Source organism: Ochrobactrum sp. RH2CCR150, from assembly GCA_014138095.1.
Lineage (GTDB): Bacteria > Pseudomonadota > Alphaproteobacteria > Rhizobiales > Rhizobiaceae > Brucella > Brucella gambitense.
The window spans coordinates 37452-62657 of sequence record JACGXE010000018.1; the positions used below are offsets into that span (position 1 = coordinate 37452).

A 25206-nucleotide genomic window follows, 5' to 3' on the forward strand; every position below is an offset into this window, starting at 1 on the left:
CTTCAGTAGATGATGCTTTCGGGCATCGGCTGGCCCGCGCGAATCCTATGATATCCCAATGGCGACAAATCGAGGCTGGTATAGGCACCATTTACGATAAGCTCCGCCACACCCCGCCCGGCTGCGGGCGCATGCATGACGCCGTGGCCCGAAAAACCGGTCGAAAAGACAAGATTGGATATCTCGTCATGCAGGCCGACGACGCCGTTGTGATCGAGCGCATTGATCTCGTAATGGCCCGCCCAGGACCGATCCAGTCGCAACTGCTCCATGGCAGGAATGCGCGCTGCGAGCGCTGGCCAGAAGATCTCTTCCATCAGTTCGTGATGCGGCTCGAAATCGCCTGTTGCATCATGGTCGCGGTCTAAGGGCGGCTGGATGCCGCCAATGAAACCCTCCCCTTCCGGACGGATCCAGATGCCCGAGGAGTCGAACAGCATCGGAAAGTTCGCAGCCTTCAGAGGTACGCGGAAGGAAAACACGGTGCGCTTTCGTGGTGTAACAGGCAACGGCTGGCCGAGCGCCGTCATCAAAGCTCCCGAAGCCGCTCCTGCCGCCATAACGCACCAGTCGCAGGGAAGAACCATGCCATCGCTCAACCGAACGCCGCTTATGCGCGTGCCCTCAATGTCGAAGCCGTCGGCGCGAGCGGAGACATATCGTACGCCCAAATCCTTTGCCGCACCGCGCACCAAGGAAAGAAGCGACCAGGCATCGAACCATCCTTCACCGCTCACCCCGAAAGTTCCGACGCCAATGTCTTCTACCGACAAATAGGGAAAGCGAGCAACAACCTCTTCTGGCGTCAGGGCGATGACATCGGCCCCTTCCGCGCGCTGCATTTCTGCGGCTATGCGGCGGGCCTCTATCGTTTCCGGCCCGCCAAGGATCAGGTAGCCGTTTTCTACATAACCGATGTCCGCGGAAGCACCGAAGGTCTCCTTGATGCGGCGGAAGAAATCCACGCCGAACAGGCTCATGTAGATGTTGACCGGTGTACCAAACTGCGTGCGGATTGACGCTGCCGACAGTGCTGTAGAACAGAACTGATAGGTCGGGTCCTTCTCGACCACCGTAATTTCGCCTGCAAATCCTTCGCGACGAAGGAACCACGCTGCGAAGCTCCCCATGATTGCGCCACCGACGATAACAATCCTTGCCTTTTTAGTATCAGTCATAGCCATCTCAGCGGATCACGAAAGGGTTAGCGACTGCACCAGCGGTATCGATCCAGACCGTCTTGGTTTGTAGATATGCATTGATAGCCTCCTGTCCGCTTTCGCGTCCGACGCCGCTTCGCTTGTAACCCCCGAATGGCGCCATATAGCTCACCGCGCGATAGGAATTAATCCAGACCGTGCCCGCCTCAAGCGCCGCGCTGCCACGAATAGCGCGCGCGATGTCGCCGGTCCACAGACCCGCCGCCAACCCATAGGGACTATCATTGGCGATGGCGTAGGCCTCCTCTTCATCATCGAATGGAATGATAGACAGAACCGGTCCAAACACTTCCTCGCGCGCGATGCGCATCTGGTTGTTGACGCCGCAGAAAATCGTAGGTTCAACGAACCATCCGGTACTAAGTTCTTCCGCATCCGGCGCCTTGCCGCCAAGTACGGCTTCGGCACCTTCACCGCGAGCGATATCGAAGTAAGACAGAACCTTGGAACGCTGTGCCTGAGTGGTAATGGGACCAACCTGCGTTGTCTTATCGGCAGGATTGCCGAGACGCGCCGTTCCGGCCAGCTTGACCACGCCCTCGACCACGCGGTCATGGACCGCGCGCTGAACGAGCAGGCGCGAACCGGCGATACAGGTCTGGCCCGAGGCCGCGAAGATGCCCGAGATCGCGCCATTCACTGCATTGTCGATATTGGCGTCAGCAAAGACGATGTTGGCGGATTTGCCGCCGAGTTCGAGCGTGACAGTCTTGAGGCCATCCGCAGCAGCACGATAGACGGCAATGCCGCCCGGCTCGCCGCCAGTGAACGCTATTTTCGACACATCGGGATGATTGACCAACGGCACGCCGACATCCACTGGCATGCCCGTGACTGTATTGACGACGCCAGGCGGAAAGCCTGCCTGCTCAAACAGCTTGACGAACTCCAATGCGGAAGCAGAGGTATGTTCCGAGGGCTTGATCACCACGGTATTGCCGGCGGTCAGTAATGGCGCCAGCTTCCATGTGAGCAACATCAGCGGTGAATTCCACGGCACGATCGCCGCAACGACGCCGATAGGTTCGCGCCGGGTGAAGGCGAACATTCCCGCCTTGTCGATCGGCAAGACCGCGCCTTCGATCTTGTCGGCCAGCCCACCAAAGTAGCGGAACCATTCGGGAATGTAGCGCAACTGCGCTTCCATCTCGACAATGAGCTTGCCGTTGTCGCGTGTTTCGAGTGCCGCTAGGCGCGTTGCGTTTTCCGCAATCAGGTCTGCCAGTCGCACCAGCAGTTTTCCACGCGCGCTCGCCGTCAGGCCAGCCCAAACCGGGGATCGGAATGCTGATTTGGCCGCAGCAACGGCAGCCTCAACTTCGACGGGCCCATCCAATGGGATCAGCCCCCACGGCTTGCCGGTGAAGGGATCGAAAGTTTCGAACGTATCGCGCACAGGCTGGAGCCGACCGCCGATCGTATTGTGAAACTGCTGTAGTGCCATGTCGTCTCTCCTCTTACGGCCCTTCCCGCCGTTTCCAAAAAACGATGGGAGGGCAGTCGTCATCAACTGCCCTCTCCAGAATTGCCTCAGCAGTTTGCAAAACCCAGATGGGCGCGAAAGCGATTTTTGACGAATGTCGCATCGCGCGGCGGCAATGAGCGCGGCAGATTTTCCGCCTTGATCTTGAGGACAAACAGTCGCGGACCTTTGGCGGGCTTGGCCAAACGCTCGACCAGTCCATCGACTTCATCCAGACTGCGTAACTCGGCCGTATCCGCAAACCCTGCAGAAGCGGCAATTTTGTCAAATGTGATGCCCCGTCCGGTATGGCTGGATTGCATTCCGGTTTCCCCAAAATGCTCGTTATCCAGTACAATGATGTCGAGATTGGCCGGCTTTGCTACGGAGATCGTGGCCAGCGCACCAAAGGCCATCAACATCTCCCCGTCGCCGGTAATGACAATCACTCGCTTGTCGCGTTGAGCCTGTGCCAAGCCAAGGCCGGTCAGAGCCGCACCGCCCATCGCACCCCAGAGATAGTAATTGCTATCTACGTCCCCGGCGGCGTGCACATCATAGCTGGGCGAGCCAAGACCGGTCACCACCAGCGCCCCGTCGCGCGCTGCCAAAAGCTTGTTCACCGCCGCGCGGCGATCCATCACTTCTTGCGTCATAGATCTCACCACTTCTTCTTGCCAAGCAGGCGTTGGCCTATCAGCACCGCAATCTGCTGGTCGGCATCAAAGGCCATACTAGCCGCCTGTTCAACGACCTCCACCAGAGCCTCGCCCGTTTCCGCACGCAGGACGGTCACACCGATCGCCTTGAGCGAGGCTTCCGTCGCTCGCCCCATCGGCACCTGCCATGGATTGAATTCCGCCCATTCGCCGCGCATCGTCACGAGCATCAAGAGCGGTGTGCGGGTCTGCACTGGAAGCGACAGCATGTTAATGCAGTTGCCCACACCGGACGACTGCATTAGCACCACCGAACGCTGGCCGCCGAGCCAAGCGCCTGTCGCGATCGCGATCCCTTCCTCCTCGGTCGTCAGGACATTGGTCGTCACATCCCTGTCCTCGCCGAACAGCCGAATCAGCGTAGAGTGACCGGCATCCGGCACATAGGACATCTGGCGGACACCCGCGTCCTTCAACACTTGATAAAGAGCAATCGGCCAATTCTTGGCCAAATCTCTGTTTCGTTCTTTCATGGGGATCGCCTCAGCGACAGTCATTGCAGGTCTCCCGGCGTGGCTTGATATTTACCGTATAGCCTTGCCGAAGATTATCTACATCGACCCTTTTTCATGAACAGATATAGCGGTATTGTATAGCATGGAATTATCTCAGCTCAGAACGCTCATCCACGTCGCCGAACTCGGCAGTCTGTCCAAGGCAGCCGACCGGTTGCACATTGCCCAGCCTGCGCTCAGCCGGCAGATCAGGCTGCTTGAGGAAGAACTTGGGGTCCGTCTGTTCGACCGTCACGGTCGAGGCATGATCGTCACCGACCAGGGGCAGGATGTCCTGCGTCACGCTTTGCGGGTAATGGTCGAGCTCGATGAGATCCGGGCGTCAGTATCCAATGAGAATGCCCCCCTTCGAGGACACGTTTCCATCGGAATGCCCCCCACGGTGGCTGACATCCTGTCTGAGCCGCTCGTCGCTGCGTTTCGCAGCAGTCACCCCGACGCGACATTGCGAATTGTCAGCGCCTATTTCGGATATCTTCTGGACTGGATGCACCGTGGCGAAATAGATGCGGCAATCCTCTACGATCCCAAGTCAGCGCGGACCCTGCGTGTTCAGCCCCTGTTGGAAGAGGTTCTTTTTCTCATCGGTCCGCCAGGATCGGGATTGTCTCAGGAAGTCGCGGTAGAGTTCGCAGACGTGGAAAATACGCGCCTTCTGTTACCAAGCAAGGGGCACGGCTTGCGCGTGATCCTTGATAAATGCGCAGACGATTGCGGCTTTGCTCTGCATGTACCAGTCGAGGCCGACAGTTATTCGACGTTGAAATCATTGGTCCGGAGCGGACATGGCTCAACAATCCTTCCCTTGGCGCCAATTCACAAAGACCTTGCTGCCGGGCAACTTTGCGCCGCCCCCCTGCGAAATCCTGTCCCAGTGCGCCGGCTTATTCTCTCCTATCCGACGGATAGACCCGTACCCAGACTTGCGCGGTTCGCAGGCGAGATCATCGCTTCGAATGTCAGGCAAATGGTCAGGCAGGGTGTCTGGCCCGGCCAATTGCCTCCAGAAGCTGACGAAACGGGAGCCCTGTCTCGGGTGAAAAAGGCTGCCCTAATGGCCGACGAGTAAGCCTGGAGTTCGAGCGATAGAATTTCCTTATAGCTGATCTATAAGACTGGTCGTTGTCGGCATGCCTCGTCTCTGGCAAGCATCATAAGCACACAGCCAGAGGAGTGAGTACAGTGACCGACGCCGTCGAGAAATATTCCGATATCCGTGACGCCGTGGCAAAGCTCTGTGCGAAGTTTCCCGGCGAGTACTGGCGTAAGCTCGATCGCGACATGGCCTATCCGCAGGAGTTCGTCGACGCGTTGACAGAAGCCGGCTGGCTGTCGGTTCTGATCCCGGAGGAATTCGGTGGCGCTGGCCTCCCACTCTCAGCCGCCGCGGCTGTTCTTGAGGAAATGCAGCGCGCCGGGTGCAACGGCGGCGCCTGCCATGCCCAGATGTATACGATGGGCACCCTGCTGCGCCACGGTTCGGACGAGCAGAAACACGAGTATCTCCCCAAAATTGCCAGCGGAGAACTGCGCCTCCAGGCCTTCGGTGTGACCGAGCCGACTAGTGGCACCGATACCGGTGCATTGAAAACGACCGCACGCCTGGAGGGCGATCATTACATCGTCAACGGACAGAAAATCTGGACGAGCCGGGCTGAGCACTCTGATCTGATGCTTCTGCTTGCCCGAACCACACCGCGCACAGATGGCATGAAGAAGACGGACGGACTGTCGGTTCTCCTCGTCGATATGCGTGAGGCCAAGGGCAACGGCCTGACCATCCGGCCAATCCGCACCATGATGAACCATGCGACCACGGAAGTGTTCTTCGACAACTTGCGTGTCCCAGCAAAGAACTTGATCGGCGAGGAAGGAAAAGGCTTCCGGTACATACTTTCCGGCATGAACGCCGAGCGCATTCTCATTGCCGCCGAATGCGTGGGCGACGCGAAATGGTTCATTGAAAAAGCAGTGTCCTATGCCAAGGAACGCACGGTCTTCGACCGTCCCATCGGAAAGAACCAGGGAATCCAGTTTCCAATCGCCAAAGCCTACGCGAACATGCGGGCAGCGGAACTGATGATCCGCGAGGCCCTCTCCCTCTATGAGGCAGGCCATAACCCCGGCGCAGAAGCGAACATGGCCAAGATGCTGGCCGCCGATGCCAGCTTCGAGGCGGCCAATGCCACTGTGCAGACGTTTGGCGGTTTCGGCTTTGCAGAGGAGTACGACGTTGAACGCAAGTTCCGCGAAACGCGCCTCTATCAGGTTGCGCCGATTTCGACCAATCTCATCCTGTCCTATATCGCCGAGCATGTGCTGGGTCTGCCGCGCTCTTACTGAGGTTTTCAATGAACGTCTTGATTGTCTATGCCCACCCTGAACCGAACTCCTTCAACGGAGCTATGCGCGATGTTGCAGTTGAAACGCTGAAGGCACAGGGGCATTCGGTCGAAGTGTCCGATCTCTATGCCATGGACTGGAACGCCGTCGCCGGGCCGGGCGATATAGACGGTCCACGCTCGGAACCCTCGCGCTTCAGCCTCGCGCGTGAACAGACGGTAGCGATGGAGAACGGCACGATCGCGAACGATATCGCCGGCGAGCAGGAAAAACTGATACGAGCCGATTTCGTAATTTTCCAGTTTCCGGTCTGGTGGTTCAGCATGCCAGCGATCCTGAAAGGATGGGCGGACCGTGTGTTCGCGCGCGGCTTTGCTTACTTGCCCGGTCGCAAATATGACACGGGCATGTTCAAGGGCAAACTCGCGATGCTTGCTGCCACAACGGGTACGTCAGCCGACACTTATGCGCCGGATGGAATCGACGGCGATATACTCACTGTGTTTTGGCCGATTCATAACGGGCTGCTGCGCTATACTGGTTTCGACGTTCTGCCGCCCTATCTCGCCTATATGCCTGCGCGTGAAGATGAGGCGACGCGGGTCAAGCAATTGTCTGCCTATCGGCACCGGCTTGAAACCATCGAGCAGACCCCTCGTCTGTTCTTCCATCCGGCAGATGACTATGGGCAGAACGAGCGACTGAAGCCCGGAGTGCTCGCTCGTTCGGGACAACAACGCAATGTCTGAGGGCGCTCTTTCCGGAATTCTGGTGGTTGCCATTGAGCAGGCAGTCGCAGCACCGCTCTGCACAGTGCGACTAGCCGACGCTGGCGCACGTGTCATCAAAGTCGAGCGCGAGGGTGGCGAAACCGCCCGCAACTACGATTCAACGGTCCACGGGACTTCGGCATATTTCGCCTGGTTGAACCGGGGCAAGGAAAGCGCGGTGCTTGACCTCAAGGATCAGACCGACCTCGACATTCTGTTTTCCATGCTAGAACGTGCTGACGTCTTGGTCCAGAATCTGGTCCCCGGGGCGCTCTCCCGCCTGGGACTGTCTTCCGAAGTCATCGAAAAGCGTTTTCCTCGTCTGATTGCCGTATCGATCAACGGTTACGGGCAGGACACGTGCTATGCACCTATGCGCGCTTACGACATGTTGGTGCAGGCCGAAAGCGGCATCTGCGCCGTGACCGGCACGCCGGACACACCCTCCAAAATTGGTGTATCTGCCGCCGACATCGCGACTGGTATGAATGCCCATGCCGCCATTTTGGAAGCATTGATAGAGCGTGGACGGACTGGCCGCGGACAGCAGATCGAGATTGCTATGTTTGACGCGATGGCTGACTGGATGGCCGTACCGCTCCTGCACCACCGCTATGCCGGAAAGGAAACCGGCCGCTATGGTCTGTCACACGCGACGATCTATCCTTACCGTCCCTTTACCTGTCGGGACGGCGTGGTAATCATCGCTGTGCAGACTAACCGGGAATGGAGAAATCTCTGCACGGATGTGGTCCGGCGCCCGGAGCTTGGTGAGGATCCCGCCTACGCGACGAATGCGTTGCGCGTGGCTAACCGCGCCGCCGTCGATCAGGAGCTGGAACCGGTATTCACCGGCCTCAACGTTGCCGATGCGATTACCCGGCTTGAAACTGCTGGCGTGGCTTGGGGGCGCTATTCAGAGGTGCGCGACCTTGGTTCACACCCTGCGCTTCATACCGTGGAGATTACTTTACCGGACGGACAGATGGCATCCGTACCACGTCCCGCAGGCCGAGATCGGCGTTTCCAGCCCGGTCCGGTTCCTGGGCTTGGTACGGCAACGGCTACGGTTCGCGCTGAATTCTCCTTCAGAGCGCGGGCTGAACGATGATCGCTAAGTAAGATTGGAAAGAGAATGATGACGGAACAACCCGATTTCTCCGCCTGGATCGGCCGGATCGAGACGTCGCCTTCCGAAACGCTAACCCCTCGTCTTCTGGACCGGTTTAGGGCCTCACTTTCTCCCCATCTTACCGAAATCGGCGCAGCGCCGGCTGGCATACATTGGTGCTTGTCGCCACACGCTGTTGAGGCAGTGGGGCTAGGGCCAGACGGCCATCCTGCCAAGGGTGGTTTCCTACCACCTGTTCCCCTACCTCGCCGCATGTGGGCAGGAGGGGAGATCGAGTTCATCGCCCCGCTTCGCGAGAGAGATGAGGTGACGCGGGTTTCGCGGATCGGCGATGTCCAGACGAAGACCGGTCGAAGCGGCACACTGTGCTTCGTGACAGTCCACCACGAAATCAACACGGAACGTGGCACGGCAATGCGTGAGCGACATGATATCGTCTACCGTGCGGCTGCCACCGCACCTACTGCGCCCGCTCATCCCGACGCACGTGGCGATGCAGACGCTGAATGGTCGATCACCGTCGACCCCGTTTTGCTGTTTCGCTACTCAGCGCTGACCTTCAATGGGCACCGTATCCACTACGACGAAGCCTATGCCCGTGATGTCGAATTTTACCCCGGATTGGTTATCCACGGCCCGCTTCAGGCCACGGTATTGCTGAACTTGTCGATAGCAGTGGGAGGCAGCACCCCTCGGCGCTTTGCCTTCCGAGGTGTAAGCGCTGCATGCGGTACGCAAACGCTTCGAGCTCGGGCATGGAAAACCGAGAACGGCCTGGAACTTGCCACGATAACAGCGGGGGACGTCACAGCAATGACGGCAATCGCAACATGGTGACTTTCCAGCCTCTCACATGTCCATTGTTCGTGCCCGCCACGCGCCCGGACCGGTTTCGCAAAGCTGCTGAGAGCGGAGCCGATGCAATCATCATTGACCTTGAGGATTCGGTTGCGCCTCACGAAAAAGACAGGGCTCGCGAAGACCTTGCAGGTCATATAGACGGCATTTCAGTCCCGGTATTTCTTCGCGTCAATGGTAGGGCTACACCTTGGCATGAAGCCGATCTCGCTGTTGCTTCCAAGCTCCCGATTTCAGGTGTCATGCTCCCGAAAACGGAAAGCGCCAGCGATCTGGACCATGTTGCCAAGACAATTGATTCAACCATGCCTATCATTGCATTGGTTGAAACCGCACGCGGCATTGCGCATCTTAGCCAACTCAGCGTGTCGTCGAACCTCGTGCAGATCGCCTTTGGGTCGGTTGACTATGCGCTGGATATCGGTGCGGCTCACCAAAGAGAAGCCCTCTCAATGGCAAGAGGAAACGTGGTCCTTTATTCGCGCGTACATGGACTGCCAGCCCCACTCGATGGAGTAACTGTCGCTATTAACGATGTTGCCCTGCTTGCATCTGACAGCAACCATGCCGCTGCTATGGGCTTTGGCGGCAAGTTGGCAATTCATCCTGCGCAGATCGAAGCCATACGAACAGCGTTTCGCCCTACACAACAGGAAATCGACTGGGCAAGGCGTGTTCTGGCCGTAGAAAGGGAAGCAGGAGGCGCAGTTGCGCAGGTTGATGGCCTGATGATCGATGCACCAATGTTCGAACGAGCTCGAGGGATACTTACGAGAGCGAAGTGATGCGGGAAGCCTCTTAGTTTAGATCGCGGCACTGTTTTTCTGGATTGCCAGTCTAGAACGCGGTCTGTTCAGACTTTGCTGTTAATAGAACGGAATGCTGAACGAGACTTCGGCATTGGACCAAGCACAGCTGGAAGCGGTCGCCTTGATTGCCAAGAAAGGTCAGACTGCTTGGCGTCCACGAAACCCACTCCTTTCTAACCAACTCGGGTTTTTGCAACCGAGCCAATCATCGAGGGATTGGTCAACAACAGCGTTTCTCTTTTCACTACGCACCGCCAACGTCAAACACAATGTCGCTTGACGACAGGTCCGCGAGCGACACATTCTCGACGAGGATGCCGAAATCATCATTGCCATTGAAGGAGATGTAGACACCGTTTTCCACGTTGTGTGATGCCGCAAGGAAAGCGTCAAAGTCGTCTATACCTGTAACCCCTTGCGCGGTTTCGGAAAACTCGATCTTGTCGCCGCTTGCACCATCAAAGTCGAGAATACGATCAACGCCTTCGCCAGATGGTGGAATCAGGAACCAGGAGAAGGTATCAGCACCAGGACCGCCAGTGAGCTCATCCGAACCGCCCCCACCATCATTCTGAAGCCTGTCGTTACCTTCGCCACCGAAAAGGCGATCGTCTCCGCTGCCCTCCAAAATGCCCTGATCGACGAGCGTATCGTTTCCGCTCCCCCCGTCAAGCACGTCATTACCAGAGGATGACGAAAAGAACGCCTCATTCGCATCGGAACCAAGAAGCTGGTTGTCCTGATCGCCGGCCACATGAGCGGAGATGCCTTCAATATTGAGGAAGGTGAGCCCAGTCGCGGTCGTTCTGCTCGCCGCATCAAAAACGATCGGGGTCTCCGAGTTACCAAACTCGATCGCCAATATATCGTAGCCCGCGCCACCATCCACGAAACAGTCTCGGGACGCATCGATCCAATCGTCCCCGTCGCCGCCCCGGATGACGTCATTGCCTCCAAAACTGGCAAGCCGATCGTTTCCGTTGCCGCCATCGAGATAGTCGTCACCGCCATAGCTGTACAGGACATCCCCTCCATCGCCGCCAAGGAGTATATCGTCCCCGACGCCATCATTCAGCGAGTCGCGGCCAGCACCGCCATCCAGGAAGTCATTGCCGGTTCCACCGTCAAGGTAGTCATCGCCCTCGCCACCCAAGAGCATATCAGCGCCACCGCCACCCCATAACCAATCAGCGCCAGGTCCACCTTGGATCAGGTCATCAACGTCGGTAGCGGCTCCGCCAATCGCGACATGGGAGGCGACAAAGGGTGAACCAGAGCAGGCTTTCTCTGGTATATCCCAGATTCGATCGACATCGTGGCTAGACTGCGGATCAGAAGCACGCGCATCTTCAGGACGTTCGATCACGTCTGCAACCTCCTAGGACAATAACAATAATTGTCGAAATCGCCAAGCTTACTTCAGTAAAGATGAAAATATTTCTCCCGTCAACGACGTTTAATTGCAATTAATTTACTCATATATTTAAATTATTTTACGCTCAGGAAGCGAAATGTAAGGCTCAAGCTCAGACTGCGACCGATCTTGAAGGCGCCTGCAAGCTTTACGACGACATGCTTACCGAATTGAACTGAGTATGCAAATTCGGCGACATGTGGTTTCCCGTACCGCCAGTAAACGAAGAACTGAAGCCCAATTACGCCGCTTCCTCAGCACAATGGACGATCCGGTAAAAGCAAATGCTGATGTCAGGTTCATATTGACGAGCACATATTTTTGGAATGAATGAGAATGAATATGAGCGCGCCTACTGTCTCAAAGCCGCCCGTCGCCACAGAAAAGGATCTTCGCAGATCCAAGGCAATCGAAAGCTTGCTGGTACGGCCTTTGGACGTTTTACCCACTGAGATCGGTGATCCGATCCGTCCGGTTACGATCGGTTTTTTTCAGCAGGTTTCTCCTCTCCTCAAGCCGGATGCAAGCGTCACTACCCTTCGTTGCGCTATCGGCGCGTATGTTCATTCGAAACGCTATTATCTCAGCTGCAGCCAGGTAGACGCGATGCGTCATGACCTCGATGGAAACCCTGTCGAGCCCATTTCAGACGCTGACAGACTAAATGCTCAGGAGTGTCTGTCCGCCTTCGGACAACAAACGAACCAGGTTCTGAACTCATCGATAGCCGCCTCCCCCGCTTCGGAAGCTCATAGCAAAAGAGAATTGATCCGAGCTTCTCTCCTTGGGAAATCTCATAGCTAAACGCGCAATTGGCGTGCGCTGCGCGTTTCGTTCGCATTAAAGTGTGCGAAGTACCGAAACTGATATGGTGAGCCGGGTTACAACCGGCAAGCTCCTGCTCATACCTTGACGTTCGTTTGTCCTGCCATATGGATATCATCAGCGCCGGAAGCCGGCGCCGATGAGTCCTGTAATCGTCAGAGCTTATCCGGACCGACTGTCATTGCGAGCAGACCGGCAAGAGGAGACGGCTCTTGAGATGTGAGATCGTAGGGGCACGCAGCGGCAAGCGTTGCGAAAGCCAATACTGTAATAATGAAAATCTTCATCTCAACCTCCGTTATTGCGAACCGGAACTCAGGTGAGATCCAGTTCGACTGCAATGTTTCCACGTGTTGCTTTCGAATAAGGGCAGGTCTCGTGAGCATCCCCAATGATCGCCCGGGCAATCTGCGGCTCAAGTCCCGGCAAGCTCACTTTGAGACGTGCCTGCAGGAAATATTCTCCGTCTGTCATTCCGAGATCGACCTCGGCATCGACCGCCGTGTCGGCTGGCAGACGAAGCTGTCGCTTGCCAGCGGCCTTGGTCATGGCGCCGATGAAACATGCCGACCAGCCAGATGCGAACAGCTGTTCAGGATTGGTTCCAGGCTTACCGCTACCGGGTGGTGAAAGCTTGACGTCGAGCGCCCCGTCTTCGCTGCGTGTGAAGCCATCACGCCCACCCGTGGTGTGCGTCTTTCCCGTATAGAGAACCTGTTCAATCTTTGTCATGAAACATTCCTTCTTTCGCTTGTCGCGGTCCAAGCCGCAGTCGACACGAACCGTCGACCAGAAGGCTTTTAGGGTCTCAGTGTATCCGGGATGTTTCCGAAGTAACTCGAAATGTATCAAAACGTAGCCACAGTCTGACTGTACATATTCGCTTACAGAAAACCGCGCATAAATTGGCCCCGCTGGGCCTCAGTGGAATCTCACTTCCGCCGCCAGACCACCGTCGGTGCGGTTATAAAGCCGCACGGAACCGCCGATAACGGTCGCGAGTTCCTGAGCAATGGCCAGTCCAAGACCAGTTCCACCTGTATTCCTGTTTCGTGATTGCTCAAGGCGGAAGAACGGCTGCATGGCCGCTTCCAGTTTATCTTCGGGAATGCCGGGGCCGCGGTCCAAAACCGCAATGACCAGATAGCCGTCCTCTTTTCGCACGACGCTGATTTCGGCTGCACCAGAGTATTTGATGGCATTGTCTATGAAATTGGTGAGAATGCGCCGCAAGGCATGCGGCTTGGTGGTTGTTGTGCCCTGCACAATGCCCTGCACCGTTACCGCTTTACCCGTGTCCTGATAGTCATAGGCGATACTGTCGATAAAGGAAGATAAGTCAATACGCGATGGCTTTTCACCACTGCCATGCGTGCTGCGTGCATAGGCAATGCCGTCTTGAACCAATTGCTCGATCTCACGCAGGTCGCTGACGAGCTTTTCCTTGTCTGTCGTGTCATCCGCCATGTCGGCCCGCAAACGCATCCGTGTGATAGGGGTTTGCAGATCGTGCGATATAGCGGCAAGAATCTGGACCCGCTCTTCGAGATAATGGGCAATCCGCCCATGCATGGCATTGAATGCGCGCGCCGCGTGCGCCACTTCGCTTGGTCCGACCTCAGCCATGGGCGGTTCATTTTTCTTCGGGTCGAGCGCTTCGGCGGCGGCAGCCAGTTCGCTCAACGGGCGGACGATCAGACGCACGGCAAACCACACGCAAAGGATCAGCAGCGTCATCTGCAGAGCAAATACATAGGGAAGCCACGCGGCTGTCGGCATCACACCTCTTGGTGTTACGTCGATTGTTAGCGGCGACCCGTCGGACAATGTCAGATGAGCCTGAAGGCGCTTGCCATCGCCCGGTATCGATTCAACCCGCAACGGAAATTTGTGACCAGCCGCTTCTTCTATCCTTTCAGCGATCTCTGCGCCGCGCCCGGACATATCCGGCACTCCTGCCTCCCCTGGGCCTAGAACCAGCCGGTAGTTGCCGCGGCTGAGCCGGTCAAGCCAATTCGCTCTCTCATTGGTCGGCAGACGGTCGAGCACCGCAATCGACGTTGCAAGATCGCTTTCAAGGGTTCCCAGCATGACGGCCTTGGCCGATATATAGCGTTCGGCGAACAATATGCTAAACGACAAGCCATAGGCTACGATCAGCCCAGCGAACAGGACGAGAAAGAGGCGCGTACGCAGTGTCTTCGGCCACCATTTCAGACGGCCGTTTCCCCCATCGAATGTGCTCACGTTCGTTGCTCCAATATCTCGACAGGGACTGACAAGACATAGCCTTCCGCCCGTACAGTCTTGATATAGACCGGTTCACGCGCATCGTCCCCGAGCCGTTGGCGCAGGCGGCTGACCAGAAGGTCGATAGAGCGATCGAACAGTTCCGCATCGCGCCCCTGTGTGAGATTCAGAAGTTGGTCGCGGTTGAGGACACGCAGCGGATGATCGATGAAAACACGCAGCAGCCGGTATTCTGCGCCGCTCAGTGCGATTTCCGTGCCGTCCTGGTCAAGAAGGTGTCTGCCGACCGTATCGAGCCGCCAGTTCCCGAAAGTGAGCAATTGTCCCGCTTCGCTGATCTGCAGATTCGGGGGCAGCATGCGTGTGCGGCGCAAAACGGCCTTGATCCGTGCAAGAAGTTCACGAGCGGCGAATGGTTTTGGAAGGTAGTCGTCGGCACCCATCTCGAGACCGATGATACGATCCATTTCATCATCGCGCGCTGTAAGCATGATCACAGGCGTTGACTTGTGTTTGCCCGCGCGAAGCTCTCGACACAACACCAGCCCGTCATCTCCCGGCATCATGACGTCGAGCACGATCAGATCGACCGCATTCGCTTCAAGAAAGCTGCGCATCTGGCGACCGTCGGCAACGGCGGTCGACCGCAAGCCATTCTTTTTCAGATAGCTCGAGACCAGTTCACGAATTTCGCGGTCGTCATCGACTACCAGAATATGATCGATATGCTCCATCGATGCTCTTTCAGATATTTCCCTCAAGGTCTTTATTAGTTCCGTGATCGGCAGCTGCGAGTAAAGCTTTTTCCTTGCAGCAGCCGAATAACTTTCAGAGTTTCGCCACATCCAGAATGGCTTTTGCAAAAGCCTGCGGCGCCTCTTGCGGCAAATTGTGACCGATACCGCCCGTTATTGTCCGGTGCTCATACTTTCCGGAGAACTTTGGCCTATAGGCGGACGGGTCCGGATGAGGCGCGCCATTTGCGTCACCTTCCATCGTTATCGTCGGGATTGCGATGACCGGTCCAGCGGCTAACTGCTTTTCGTAAGCGTCGTATTTCGCTTCTCCCTCCGCAAGTGCCAGACGCCATCGATAGTTATGAATGGTGATCGCCACATGGTCGGGATTATCGAATGCGCCTGCAGAGCGATTGAAAGTTGCATCATCGAAGTTCCATGTCGGCGAAGCCGTCTCCCAGATGAGCTTGACGAAATCGCGGGTATTGGCCGCATAACCTAAGCGCCCGCGTTCGGTGGCAAAATAATACTGATACCACCATGACAGTTCAGCTTTCGGCGGCAACGGCTTCCTATTGATCTCCTGACTGCCGATAAGATAGCCGCTTACGGAGACCATTGCTTTACAACGCTCCGGCCAGAGAGCTGCCATGATGTTGACGGTTCTTGCACCCCAGTCGTACCCGCCGAGAATTGCCTTTTCGATGCCCAGCGCATCCATGAACGCTATCATATCAGCCGCGAGCGCTGCCTGCTGGCCGTTACGGGGTGTCATTTCGGAGAGGAAACGCGTCGTGCCGTAACCGCGGAAATAAGGAATAAGAACGCGATAGCCCGCATCCGCCAGGATGGGAGCGACATCGACATAGCTGTAAATGTCGTAAGGCCAGCCGTGCAGGAGCATTACCACCGGCCCATCGGAAGGACCGGCCTCAGCGTAACCGACATTGAGAACCCCCGCCTCGACCTGCTTGAGAGGTGCGAAGGACGTATGTGACCGAGCTTTGGCTGCAATCTGCGATACCGCGGCTTGTGCGTTGGCTAGCTGGGGCAGACCAAGCTCCATGGCTGCTATAGTAACCGCCGCCATGCCGAAAAAGCGGCGGCGCTGGTGATCGATAGTGTTGACGTCTGTTGTCTTCGACATAGAGTTTCTCCGATCTGCTTGAGTTATGATCGGAAAAAAGCGCTCCGCATGTATCCCCAATGTGTCCCTTCCACTTATCGATTGAAAGCGGATGTAGCACAGAGGCGCCCTGATACATTCAGATACAAATGTTTCTCGTGCCCTTTGGAAACTCCGAGGCCCCGGTTCCCATTTTGTGCGTCCTGTAGAGACGGACCGGATTTTCTACATTGCGTTACATTTCGGGCGAAAACCGGACACATCAGGGATACGCACCCTCTCCAGACTGGCCTCGTTGCTGGTCGCGCCGCATCGCCGTCCAGAACCCGCAACCCGGTTCCAAAGGAAACGATGATGACGCTTCTTGTTATAGCCTATCTTGGAGGTGCGCTGACCGTATTCAGTCCCTGCATCCTCCCTATCCTCCCCTTCGTATTTGCCCGCGCCACCCAACCGTTCATGCGCAGTACCCTGCCCATGCTTATCGGCATGGCAGCCACATTTGCATTTGTTGCGACACTTGCTGCAATCGGCGGCAGCTGGGCGATCGACGCAAACAGCTATGGTCGCCTCGCGGCGATCCTCCTCCTCACCGTTTTCGGTGTAAGTCTCGTCTCGCCGCGTGTCGCAAGCATCGTTACCCAGCCGGTCGTCGAATTCGGCAACCGACTGTTGAATGCCTCGTCCACACCCGGCAAGGTTCCGACCATTGCGGGCTCATTCATACTTGGCATTGCAACGGGTCTGCTCTGGGCACCGTGCGCCGGGCCGATACTCGGACTTGTTCTGACAGGCGCAGCTCTCCAGGGCGCAAATCTCCAGACAACCTTCCTACTGCTGGCCTATGCGGCGGGTGCCGCCACCTCGCTTGCCGTTGCCCTGAGTGTCGGCGGCAGACTGTTTGCTGCAATGAAGCGTTCGCTCGGATTTAGCGAAGGTATACGCAAGGCAGTCGGGGTCGCTGTGCTGGCCGGCGTCGCAGCAATCGCGCTGGGCCTCGATACCGGTGTGCTTGCACAGTTGTCTTATGCGAAGACGGCCTCGTTCGAACAGGCTGTCTTGGACAAAGTGAACCGCAGACAGGATGCATCAAAGCCGTTCAAGGTAGCCAGTAATGGCGCGCCAGTCACGGCCGCAAAAGCCGACGAGCCGTTCCGCAGCGACCTGCCGGTGGAGGCGCGCGCGCCCTCGCTCAATGGCGCGGTAGATTGGCTGAACTCCGAGCCGCTAACCATGGAGCAACTCAGGGGCAAGGTCGTGCTGATCGATTTTTGGACCTACTCCTGCATCAACTGCATACGCACTATTCCTTACGTTCGCGCATGGGCGGAAAAATACAAGGAACAGGGCCTGGTGGTTATCGGCGTACACACTCCCGAATTCGCGTTCGAAAAGAAGATCGATAACGTGAAAAAGGCCGTCGGGGACTTCAAGATCGGCTATCCGGTCGCAATCGACAGTAATTTCCAAATCTGGCGCGCCTACAACAATAGTTACTGGCCTGCACATTATCTCATCGATGCAAAAGGCCAGATTCGCTACCATCATTTTGGCGAGGGCAATTATCGCGAGACGGAGCAGGCCATTCAGGATCTGCTGCGTGAGGCTGGCGGAGAGAAAGCTACAAGTGCTCCGGTGGTACCCACCACTAAGGGTGCGGAAGCAAGCCCGGATTTGCAAAACATACGCTCGGTGGAAACCTATCTCGGTTATGAGCGTGCCGACAACTTCGCTTCTCCCGAGCGTCTGCGCGCCGACAAAGCTTCAAACTACTCTTTCGGGCAACTGGGTCTTAACCAATGGGGCCTTTCCGGCAGATGGACCGTCGGGGCTGAGCAGGCAACCCTCGACCAGCCGGATGGTGCCATCGCTTATCATTTTCAGGCCCGGGACCTTCATCTGGTCCTGGGTTCGGGAGTTGCCGGCAAGCCGATCCGCTTTCACGTAACCATGGACGGCAAAGCTCCCGATGTGGATCACGGTGCCGACACAGATGCCGAAGGCAACGGGACTGTCACGGCGACCCGGCTCTATCAACTCGTCCGTCAATCGGGCGATGTGAAAGCCCATAATTTCGTAATCAGGTTTCTCGATCCTGGTGCCGAAGCCTACGCCTTTACCTTTGGCTGAAGCCTTCTCCCTATCCCCTCAGAAAACAGGAGTATTCAATGAAAAACCGCTTCCTTCCCATAGCTGTGCTTGTCTTAGCAACCAGCGTGACTGCATTTGCGGCACAAGCTGCCGATGTGAGAAACATCGTCATCGTCCACGGAGCACTCGCTGACGGATCGAGCTGGCGCAAGACAACCGAAATTCTGGAAAAACAGGGATTTAACGTCTCGATCGTGCAGGAGCCAATCACCTCGTTGGAAGACGACGTGGCTGCTACCAATCGAGTGCTCGAGCTACAAGATGGGCCGACACTGCTTGTCGGTCACAGTTATGGCGGCATGGTTATAACCGAGGCAGGCCACAATCCGAAGGTTGAAGGCCTTATCTATGTTGCAGCTTTCCAGCCTGACAAGGGAGAAAGCCTGTTATCGCTCTCGGGGTCGAAGCCGCCTGCCGGAACGAACATCAAGGAAACCAATGACGGGAAATTTCTCTACCTCGATCCGAAGGCGTTCGGAAAGGACTTCGCCGCCGATTTGCCAGAGGCTGAGGTTAAGTTCCTGTCTAAGTCTCAGGTCTTCGCTTCCAAGTCGACTTTTTCGGCGAAGGTCAGCGATCCAGCCTGGAAAGAAAAGAAGAGCTGGACAGTCGTTGCGACCCAGGATCGTTCGATCAATCCCGAACTCGAACGCGAAATGGCAAAACGTGCTGGCAGCGATGTGACCGAGATCGAAGCAAGCCACGCGGTGTTTGCCTCCCAACCCGAGAAAGTTGCGGAAGTAATCGCAAAAGCTGCGAGACAAATCGGGAAGTAGTCGATCGGGCAAGAGAAAGCGCATTGCGTCGGCTTAACAACGCAGTGCGCTTTCGATGTTTCCATACCCCTTCAAACCGGATTCGAAGCGGGTTTTACGTATGCAAGTTAATTCTGCGGTTCTGTTGCAAACGTTTCGTCAACGAGCACTGATATAGGTTTTCAGCTTTCTAGAAACTGGATTGTTCGATGTTCAAAGGCCGCCATTTCGATAAGTCCGTCATCCTTCTGTGTGTTCGATGGTATCTGACTTACAACCTGAGCCTGCGTGATTTGAAGGAGATAATTGCCGGGCGCGGCATTGCAATTGACCATTCGACGGTGCACCACTCGGTTCTGCATTTCGGCCCCGTGCTGCTTGAGCGTTTCAATCGGAAGAAGCGTCAAGCCACACGCAAATGGAACGGCTTTGTCGCAAAGTTTTGGGCTGGTTAAGTGCGCCTTATCTTTGCGCGCGCTTATGCTGCGAGCTCCGCAAAGACCTGAAATGGTGACGAGCAGGACCATCGCCGCGTCAAACGTCGGATACGATCCATGCTCTTTTTCAAATCCGAACAAGCCGCCGGGATCACTCTTGCCAGCATCGAACTGGTTCACATGATGCGAAAGCAGCAAGGCATCTTCACCTCAACGGCACCGCTTTCCCTTAAAACAACAATTCACAGCGCTCGTAGCATAATTGCGCCTGCACATAAGACACGCTACGTCCCAAACGAATTTTTGCAACGGAACCCTAACTGGGGCATAGATTGGCACGAGTAAAAAGTTTGCGACAAAACCTGCCTGATTGCCAGTCAAGAGCACATCATACGCGCATCGGATAGAAACCCGCGACCATTTACTTTTTGATCAATGCGACAGCGAAGTTTGGATTGCCGCTACGGGCGGCAAATCTCAGAATTCGTTGATCAGTCCTTCGTATGCTTTATTAATCTCTCTCACATCCCGTCGATATTCATCGATGATCCAGTCGCAAATGTCGCGAATGATCCATTCATCCGGTTTGATTGAAGTCACTAGATTACACCTTCGGCCAGTCGAAACCACAACAGGATGCGATGGAACGAGCGAGCCGTTGGCCAGCAAGGTTGACACCACACTTAACCAGCCGATAGCGTTGCCTTGTCCCATCAGCGCGGCCTGTACAACGACATTGTAGTCCGAGAATTGAAGTTCCCGGGCTATCTCTTTCAGTGCATCAACAGAATACAAATCTGCCCATCTGAACTGCGACCCGCTAAGAGTAATCACCTGGTTCAAACCCGATTGGGACTGTGTCGAACTGAAATCCAAAGCAGGAGATCGCACAGGCAACAGAAGCTCTGGCATGAGTGGAAAAATTCGATACCGGTCATCCACGTTGGGATCGAACCGCATCGCGATATCGGCGTCGTTAACCGGACAATCGAGCGGCCCAATGATCAGTTGCCACTGAATGTCTACATCAGGAAACAGCGCCTGGAATTGGTTCATCCGTGGCATAAACCAATGCGTCGCGAAAGCCCCCGAGGCTGATATTCGCACTGTACGTCGCTTCGTTTGCGCATTTTGTCTTAGTCCAGCCAAAACACGTTCAATGTTTGAAAAGCTCTTCGAAACTTCCGCAAAAAGATCACCTCCATGTTCCGTTAGTTCTGCTCCCGTCGGCGTTCGCTTGAAGAGCTGCATTCCGAGATGAAGCTCCAGACGCCCGATGGTGCGGCTGACTGCGGGACTTGTAACCCCAAGTTCCCGTGCTGCGTTTGCAAATGTTCCGCATCGGACTGCCGCTTCGAAGACGACGAGTGCGTTGAGCGAGGGAAGGAGCCGTCGAATATGTGACATTACAAAATGTAACCCCAGAGGTGATTATTTTTGGAATTGATGGATTTGTCTCAAGTATCCCAATGTAGCCAGACAACTGGCTTTTGCCCGGAACAGGAGAGACAATTTTCATGGCCTTCGAAAATTTTAAAGTTCTGACTTTTGATATCGTCGGGACCTGCATCGACTTCGAGAAGGGTATTCTGGATGGTTTCCGCGCCGCAGGCGGAGAGGCTGCGAAGACGCTGACTGATGATCAGATTTTCCAGCCCTATCTGAAAGCAAGAGAGAAATTTCCAGGCCGCGCAAGTGAGGTCATGCGCGACGTTTATCTCTACGCTGCGAAGGAACTTGGACTGTCGGACGACAGCGCCGCGGGTGACAAATTCCACAGCCACTTTTTTGATTTTCCCGCATTCGAGGATTCCGCTGAAGCGCTCAGACGATTGCGTAGGCATTTTAGACTGGTCGCGATGACCAATTATGATCGTGTCGGCTTCAGCGCCAATTCGAACAAACTCGGCAACCCGTTTCACGACAGCGTCACTGCTGACGACGCCCAGTATCCAAAACCGGATCCACGCTTCTTTTTCTACAATCTTGGGCGCCAATCGGCATTTGGTTTCAAGCAAGATGAAATCCTGCATGTTGCCCAGAGCCAGTACCACGATATAGGCGTCGCTAGAGAGCTGGGGTACAAAGTCTGCTGGATCGAGCGTCGAAAGGGCCTCAAGGGTTTCGGTGGAACACCTGTTCCGAAAGTAGTGACGACGCCGGACTTCCATTTCTCGACCCTGCGAGAACTCGCCGATGCTGTCGAAAGCGAGAGAAAATAAACTGTAAGTAAGCCTAGGTATTTTCCAGATGCGAGAACTCGTACTACCCCGATCTTTGTGGCGTGAGACTGCAACACTACCTCTGAACTGCAAGACATTGCAGGACGACATTGCCGCTGATTTGGTCATCATCGGAGGTGGGTATACGGGCTTGTCGGCCGCCGCAAGAGCAATTGAACTTGGTTTGAAACCTATTGTTCTCGAAGCAGAGGAAGTCGGCTTCGGCGCCTCTGGAAGAAATGGCGGCGTGGTATCGACGAAGTATCGTGTATCACTTAGCGTCATGGCGCGAACTCACGGCAGACAAGTCGCTCAACGCATGAACGCGCTCGGTCACGAAGCGATGAATTGCGTTGAAAGCTATGTCGAGCGATTTCAGATCCGAGAAGCGAATCTGACGAAAACCGGGAACATTCGCTGTGCGCATAACGAGGCCGCCTTCGCGGCGCTCGTGGAAGAAGCGAAGACGATCATGGACATATTCGGCGATACGAGCATAACAGTGCTTGGGGCGAATGAGGTTGCGACAGAGACCGGAAGTACGCGCTTCTATGGAGGAGTGTTGAACTCCCATGCTGGCACCATACATCCTCTTAGTTACTGCCGGGGTTTGGCCAACGCCGTTCTTTTGGCCGGAGGCCTCATATACGAAAATAGTCCCGCTCTTCGCATCGTGGAAGAAGGCCCGGCAAAACTCGTTTGTACAAAAGCCGGATCGATCAGGTGCAAACAGATTATGATCGCAACGAATGCCTATTCCGACATCACGCCTGCCACCGGCAATGTGCGTAAGACCATCATACCGTTCAGGAGTGCGATCATCTCGACGGAAGCGTTGCCCAGTTCTGTTTTTGATGAAATTCTCTGCAACAATCGGAGCTACAGCGAGACGCGAAGAATGATGCGATGGTTCCGACGTAGCGGCGACTGCTTGCTTTTTGGCGGTAGGGGCGCATTCGGCAAAAATGACTCCATAGCCGCCTATGCGACCCTTGAAAGAGCAATGTCTGATATCTTCCCGCAGTTGAAAGACTACGGGATCGCCAATCGCTGGTCGGGGCTTGTTGCCATGACGATGGACAGTCTCCCACAAATCGGGTTGATCGATAAGAATATTGGCTTTTCGCTCGGCTACAATGGAACGGGAATCGCGATGTCGAGCCTTCTCGGACGCTACGCGATTGATCTTTTGCAAGGCGAAAAGCCTGATCTGGCGCTGATGCGGCGCCAGAAACCGGTAGACATTCCATTTTTCTCGATGAGAGCGCCAGCTGTCCGTACAGTAGCCGCATGGTATCAGCTGCTGGATAACTTCGGACGCTGAATACGCTCCCAAAATTCTCAAAGCGAGCTGCATATTCTTATTGCGTCCAACATCGCGGAGTGAATGTTCCGACTGGCAAGAGCATCTCCTATCCGGTGAAGCTCAAATCCAGGTCTTTCGCGGATAGGCTGAGACCTGGCGTCAACCATGGCGCGCAAGTCGGTCACACCGTCGTTTGATGAATTGGATCGAAGCGCTTCAAAAACTTCGTTAGACGGAACACTTCCCTGCTCCACAATAACATGATCGACCACAATTGTCTCTGTTTCTCGCGTAATATCATTCAAAAGCGTCGCGATCAGGCGGTTGTTCTGGCGGTGGACTGCAGTCAAACGTGTTTCAGTTTTGGGATAAAGGCCGAATTTCAGAAAGAGCTTTTTCCAGCGTACCCGTTCGGCATAAGTCAGTTCTTCACAGATTTGGGCATCTATGGTGACAAATTGGACCTTGGCTCCAAAGCCAACGGCCTTCTCGGCCGCCAGTGGAGCCGGATGTCGCCCGGTGCCATCGACGACGAGGACTTCACCCGATAACTTGGACTGACCAGCCAGGATATCCCACGTCGAAACGCAATGATCACCGCCGTGCAGAAGATCAATTTGCGGCATACCGCCCGTTGCTAGCAAGACAACATCAGGATTCAGCGCCAGGATTTCATTTTCATCAAGATAGGCATTCGTTTGAAGCAACACCCCGAGACGATTAAGTTCAGCCACTCGCCACTCAACGATGCCGATGAGGTCACCGCGCCACGATCCCTTCGCGCCAAGAAGAAGCTGACCGCCGAAATCGGACGCCGCTTCAAACAACGAAACCTCATGACCCCGTTCCGCGCATATTCTGGCAGCCTCAAGGCCTGCAGGCCCCCCGCCTACCACGACGACCTTACGTTTGCCGCTTTCGGTTTTCGTAAAGACCTGAGGCAGGATGGTCTCTCTTCCCGTTGCCGGATTATGAAGACATGCAGGACGATGCGGCGACTGGCAATGTGTAGCGCCTACGCATGGCCGGATTTCGCTTTCTCGTCCTGACGCTATTTTACTTGCAAGGTATGGATCAGCAATCTGCGCTCTGGTCATGCCCGCCATATCCATTTTGCCTTCGCGGATAGCGTATCGGGCGGAAGCAGCATCGGAAATACGTGCAGCATGAAATACCGGAATATCGAGCTCCCGGCGGAAACGTCCGACCGGCTCGACCCAAGGCGCAAGTGGCGATCCCATTCCAGGCATAGCGTCTTCCGCGAGACCACGGGTCGTGTCCATCATGCCATAAATCGCATTGAAAAAATCGATCCCGCCAATATCACGAAGTGCTTGTGCAACCTTCAGAGACTCTTCGAAACCCATGCCGCCATCGGGTCCTTCATCCACGGCCATGCGGATACCAACGACGAAATCATCACCGACGACCTTTCTGATAGCTTCATGCACCATCAGCGGAAACCGCATTCGGTTTTCGAGCGATCCGCCAAAGCGATCGGTTCTGCGGTTGGAAATCGGAGACAGGAATTGCCCTATCATGTGACCACCAGCATGCGTCTCGATGCCATCCAGCCCTCCCTCCTTGCATCGCAGCGCCGCAGCAGCAAATGCCTTCACAACGCGATTAATATCATGGTCGTCCATCTCTCTGGGTATGCTGCGATGAAGCGTCTCACGGAGGGGCGACGGCGCAATCATCGCCAGCCTATCGCCGCCATAACTTTCGCCGCGTCGGCCGAGATGTGTTATCTGACACATGAGCGCTGCACCGTGTCGGTGCATACGCTCGGCAAACTGCTGAAAATGTGGGATGATGTCATCTGTTCCAACATTCAGTTGCCGAAAGACATTCGGGGAATCGATATCGATATTGGAGGATCCACCGAACATCGACAGGGCTATTCCACCCTTGGCCTTTTCTTCATGATACCGTTGATAGGCTTCAAGCGGTAGCCCGCTGACCTCCAGACCACACGCGTGGCTGGTGCTCATGATGCGATTGCGAAGTTCAAGATGCTTGATTTTCAGCGGCTGCAGCAGTGGGTCATTTTTGACACCGTTGGAGGCTTGCTGGTACATCGCTTTTCCCTTTGGTTTATAGAACCCCGTTCACACCTGGCGCTCGGCCTGGCATGTTCCTGATGCTACTGATG

General features: G+C 55.6%; 23 protein-coding genes and 1 pseudogene. 12 read left to right on the forward strand and 12 right to left on the reverse strand.

What is annotated here, in order from left to right; all coding sequences use genetic code 11:
- Positions 1-2 precede the first annotated feature (2 nt).
- The 4 genes from FHW03_RS23010 to FHW03_RS23025 form a co-directional block, all read right to left on the reverse strand.
- Positions 3-1178 carry an FAD-binding oxidoreductase gene (locus tag FHW03_RS23010; protein ID WP_182522766.1) on the reverse strand — a complete coding sequence of 392 codons (1176 nt, stop codon included), beginning with the start codon at positions 1176-1178 and terminating at the stop codon, positions 3-5.
- A 7-nt stretch (positions 1179-1185) separates the two neighbouring features.
- On the reverse strand, positions 1186-2664 hold the full coding sequence (locus FHW03_RS23015) for an aldehyde dehydrogenase (protein WP_182522767.1): 1479 nt from the start codon (positions 2662-2664) through the stop codon (positions 1186-1188).
- Positions 2665-2750: 86 nt separating this feature from the next.
- A complete protein-coding gene (locus tag FHW03_RS23020) occupies positions 2751-3338 on the reverse strand; it encodes a thiamine pyrophosphate-dependent enzyme (RefSeq protein WP_182522768.1) in 588 nt (195 codons plus the stop codon).
- A 5-nt stretch (positions 3339-3343) separates the two neighbouring features.
- Positions 3344-3898 carry a thiamine pyrophosphate-binding protein gene (locus FHW03_RS23025; RefSeq protein WP_377515531.1) on the reverse strand — a complete coding sequence of 185 codons (555 nt, stop codon included), beginning with the start codon at positions 3896-3898 and terminating at the stop codon, positions 3344-3346.
- 100 nt (positions 3899-3998) lie between these two features.
- On the opposite strand from FHW03_RS23025, the gene FHW03_RS23030 reads away from it, so the two are divergent.
- The 6 genes from FHW03_RS23030 to FHW03_RS23055 all read left to right on the forward strand — a co-directional run bounded on the left by FHW03_RS23030 (position 3999) and on the right by FHW03_RS23055 (position 9804).
- Positions 3999-4985, forward strand: a complete 987-nt coding sequence (locus tag FHW03_RS23030) for a LysR substrate-binding domain-containing protein (RefSeq protein ID WP_182522769.1) — start codon at positions 3999-4001, stop codon at positions 4983-4985.
- 113 nt (positions 4986-5098) lie between these two features.
- Positions 5099-6259 carry an acyl-CoA dehydrogenase family protein gene (locus tag FHW03_RS23035; RefSeq protein WP_182522770.1) on the forward strand — a complete coding sequence of 387 codons (1161 nt, stop codon included), beginning with the start codon at positions 5099-5101 and terminating at the stop codon, positions 6257-6259.
- Between the two features lie 8 nt (positions 6260-6267).
- Positions 6268-7008 (forward strand): NAD(P)H-dependent oxidoreductase, encoded by a 741-nt coding sequence (locus FHW03_RS23040; RefSeq protein ID WP_182522771.1) that lies wholly within the window; start codon positions 6268-6270, stop codon positions 7006-7008.
- Positions 7001-8140: a CaiB/BaiF CoA-transferase family protein gene (locus tag FHW03_RS23045; RefSeq protein WP_182522772.1), complete on the forward strand. Its 1140-nt coding sequence runs from the start codon at positions 7001-7003 to the stop codon at positions 8138-8140. Before FHW03_RS23040 ends, FHW03_RS23045 begins: the two co-directional genes overlap by 8 nt.
- Before the next feature lie 24 nt (positions 8141-8164).
- Entirely contained in the window at positions 8165-8998 is an 834-nt protein-coding gene (locus FHW03_RS23050; RefSeq protein WP_182522773.1) for a MaoC family dehydratase N-terminal domain-containing protein, read from the forward strand.
- Positions 8992-9804, forward strand: coding sequence for a CoA ester lyase (locus FHW03_RS23055; protein WP_182522774.1), 813 nt, complete (start codon positions 8992-8994; stop codon positions 9802-9804). The genes FHW03_RS23050 and FHW03_RS23055 overlap by 7 nt, the downstream gene beginning before the upstream one ends.
- Before the next feature lie 268 nt (positions 9805-10072).
- Here the strand turns inward: FHW03_RS23055 and FHW03_RS23060 are convergent, their stop codons facing one another.
- Positions 10073-11194: a calcium-binding protein gene (locus FHW03_RS23060; protein WP_182522775.1), complete on the reverse strand. Its 1122-nt coding sequence runs from the start codon at positions 11192-11194 to the stop codon at positions 10073-10075.
- 390 nt (positions 11195-11584) lie between these two features.
- On the opposite strand from FHW03_RS23060, the gene FHW03_RS23065 reads away from it, so the two are divergent.
- On the forward strand, positions 11585-12046 hold the full coding sequence (locus FHW03_RS23065; protein WP_182522802.1) for a ProQ/FinO family protein: 462 nt from the start codon (positions 11585-11587) through the stop codon (positions 12044-12046).
- Positions 12047-12222: 176 nt separating this feature from the next.
- Here FHW03_RS23065 and FHW03_RS26160 read toward each other — a convergent pair whose 3' ends face one another.
- The 5 genes from FHW03_RS26160 to FHW03_RS23085 all read right to left on the reverse strand — a co-directional run bounded on the left by FHW03_RS26160 (position 12223) and on the right by FHW03_RS23085 (position 16201).
- Positions 12223-12354 (reverse strand): hypothetical protein, encoded by a 132-nt coding sequence (locus FHW03_RS26160; protein ID WP_377515535.1) that lies wholly within the window; start codon positions 12352-12354, stop codon positions 12223-12225.
- 28 nt (positions 12355-12382) lie between these two features.
- Complete coding sequence (locus FHW03_RS23070; protein WP_182522776.1) at positions 12383-12799, reverse strand: organic hydroperoxide resistance protein; 417 nt, start codon at positions 12797-12799, stop codon at positions 12383-12385.
- A gap of 189 nt (positions 12800-12988) precedes the next feature.
- The gene (locus FHW03_RS23075; protein WP_377515537.1) at positions 12989-14314 is read right to left on the reverse strand and encodes a sensor histidine kinase; all 1326 of its coding nucleotides are present in this window, start codon (positions 14312-14314) and stop codon (positions 12989-12991) included.
- Positions 14311-15051 (reverse strand): response regulator, encoded by a 741-nt coding sequence (locus FHW03_RS23080; RefSeq protein ID WP_182522777.1) that lies wholly within the window; start codon positions 15049-15051, stop codon positions 14311-14313. Before FHW03_RS23080 ends, FHW03_RS23075 begins: the two co-directional genes overlap by 4 nt.
- Before the next feature lie 94 nt (positions 15052-15145).
- Positions 15146-16201 carry an alpha/beta fold hydrolase gene (locus FHW03_RS23085; protein ID WP_182522778.1) on the reverse strand — a complete coding sequence of 352 codons (1056 nt, stop codon included), beginning with the start codon at positions 16199-16201 and terminating at the stop codon, positions 15146-15148.
- Between the two features lie 333 nt (positions 16202-16534).
- On the opposite strand from FHW03_RS23085, the gene FHW03_RS23090 reads away from it, so the two are divergent.
- From FHW03_RS23090 to FHW03_RS23100, 3 genes and pseudogenes are all read left to right on the forward strand, one after another.
- Entirely contained in the window at positions 16535-18310 is a 1776-nt protein-coding gene (locus FHW03_RS23090) for a cytochrome c biogenesis protein DipZ (RefSeq protein ID WP_182522804.1), read from the forward strand.
- A 38-nt stretch (positions 18311-18348) separates the two neighbouring features.
- A complete protein-coding gene (locus FHW03_RS23095) occupies positions 18349-19107 on the forward strand; it encodes an alpha/beta hydrolase (protein ID WP_182522779.1) in 759 nt (252 codons plus the stop codon).
- Between the two features lie 188 nt (positions 19108-19295).
- Positions 19296-19730: pseudogene (locus FHW03_RS23100) on the forward strand (IS6 family transposase); the annotation flags it as partial.
- A gap of 270 nt (positions 19731-20000) precedes the next feature.
- Here FHW03_RS23100 and FHW03_RS23105 read toward each other — a convergent pair.
- Positions 20001-20930 carry a LysR family transcriptional regulator gene (locus tag FHW03_RS23105; RefSeq protein WP_182522780.1) on the reverse strand — a complete coding sequence of 310 codons (930 nt, stop codon included), beginning with the start codon at positions 20928-20930 and terminating at the stop codon, positions 20001-20003.
- Positions 20931-21040: 110 nt separating this feature from the next.
- On the opposite strand from FHW03_RS23105, the gene FHW03_RS23110 reads away from it, so the two are divergent.
- Positions 21041-21745: an HAD-IA family hydrolase gene (locus tag FHW03_RS23110; RefSeq protein WP_182522781.1), complete on the forward strand. Its 705-nt coding sequence runs from the start codon at positions 21041-21043 to the stop codon at positions 21743-21745.
- Positions 21746-21842: 97 nt separating this feature from the next.
- Positions 21843-23069, forward strand: coding sequence for an NAD(P)/FAD-dependent oxidoreductase (locus tag FHW03_RS23115; RefSeq protein WP_377515541.1), 1227 nt, complete (start codon positions 21843-21845; stop codon positions 23067-23069).
- Positions 23070-23086: 17 nt separating this feature from the next.
- Here FHW03_RS23115 and FHW03_RS23120 read toward each other — a convergent pair whose 3' ends face one another.
- Positions 23087-25132, reverse strand: a complete 2046-nt coding sequence (locus tag FHW03_RS23120; RefSeq protein ID WP_182522783.1) for an NADH:flavin oxidoreductase — start codon at positions 25130-25132, stop codon at positions 23087-23089.
- Positions 25133-25206: the final 74 nt, after the last annotated feature.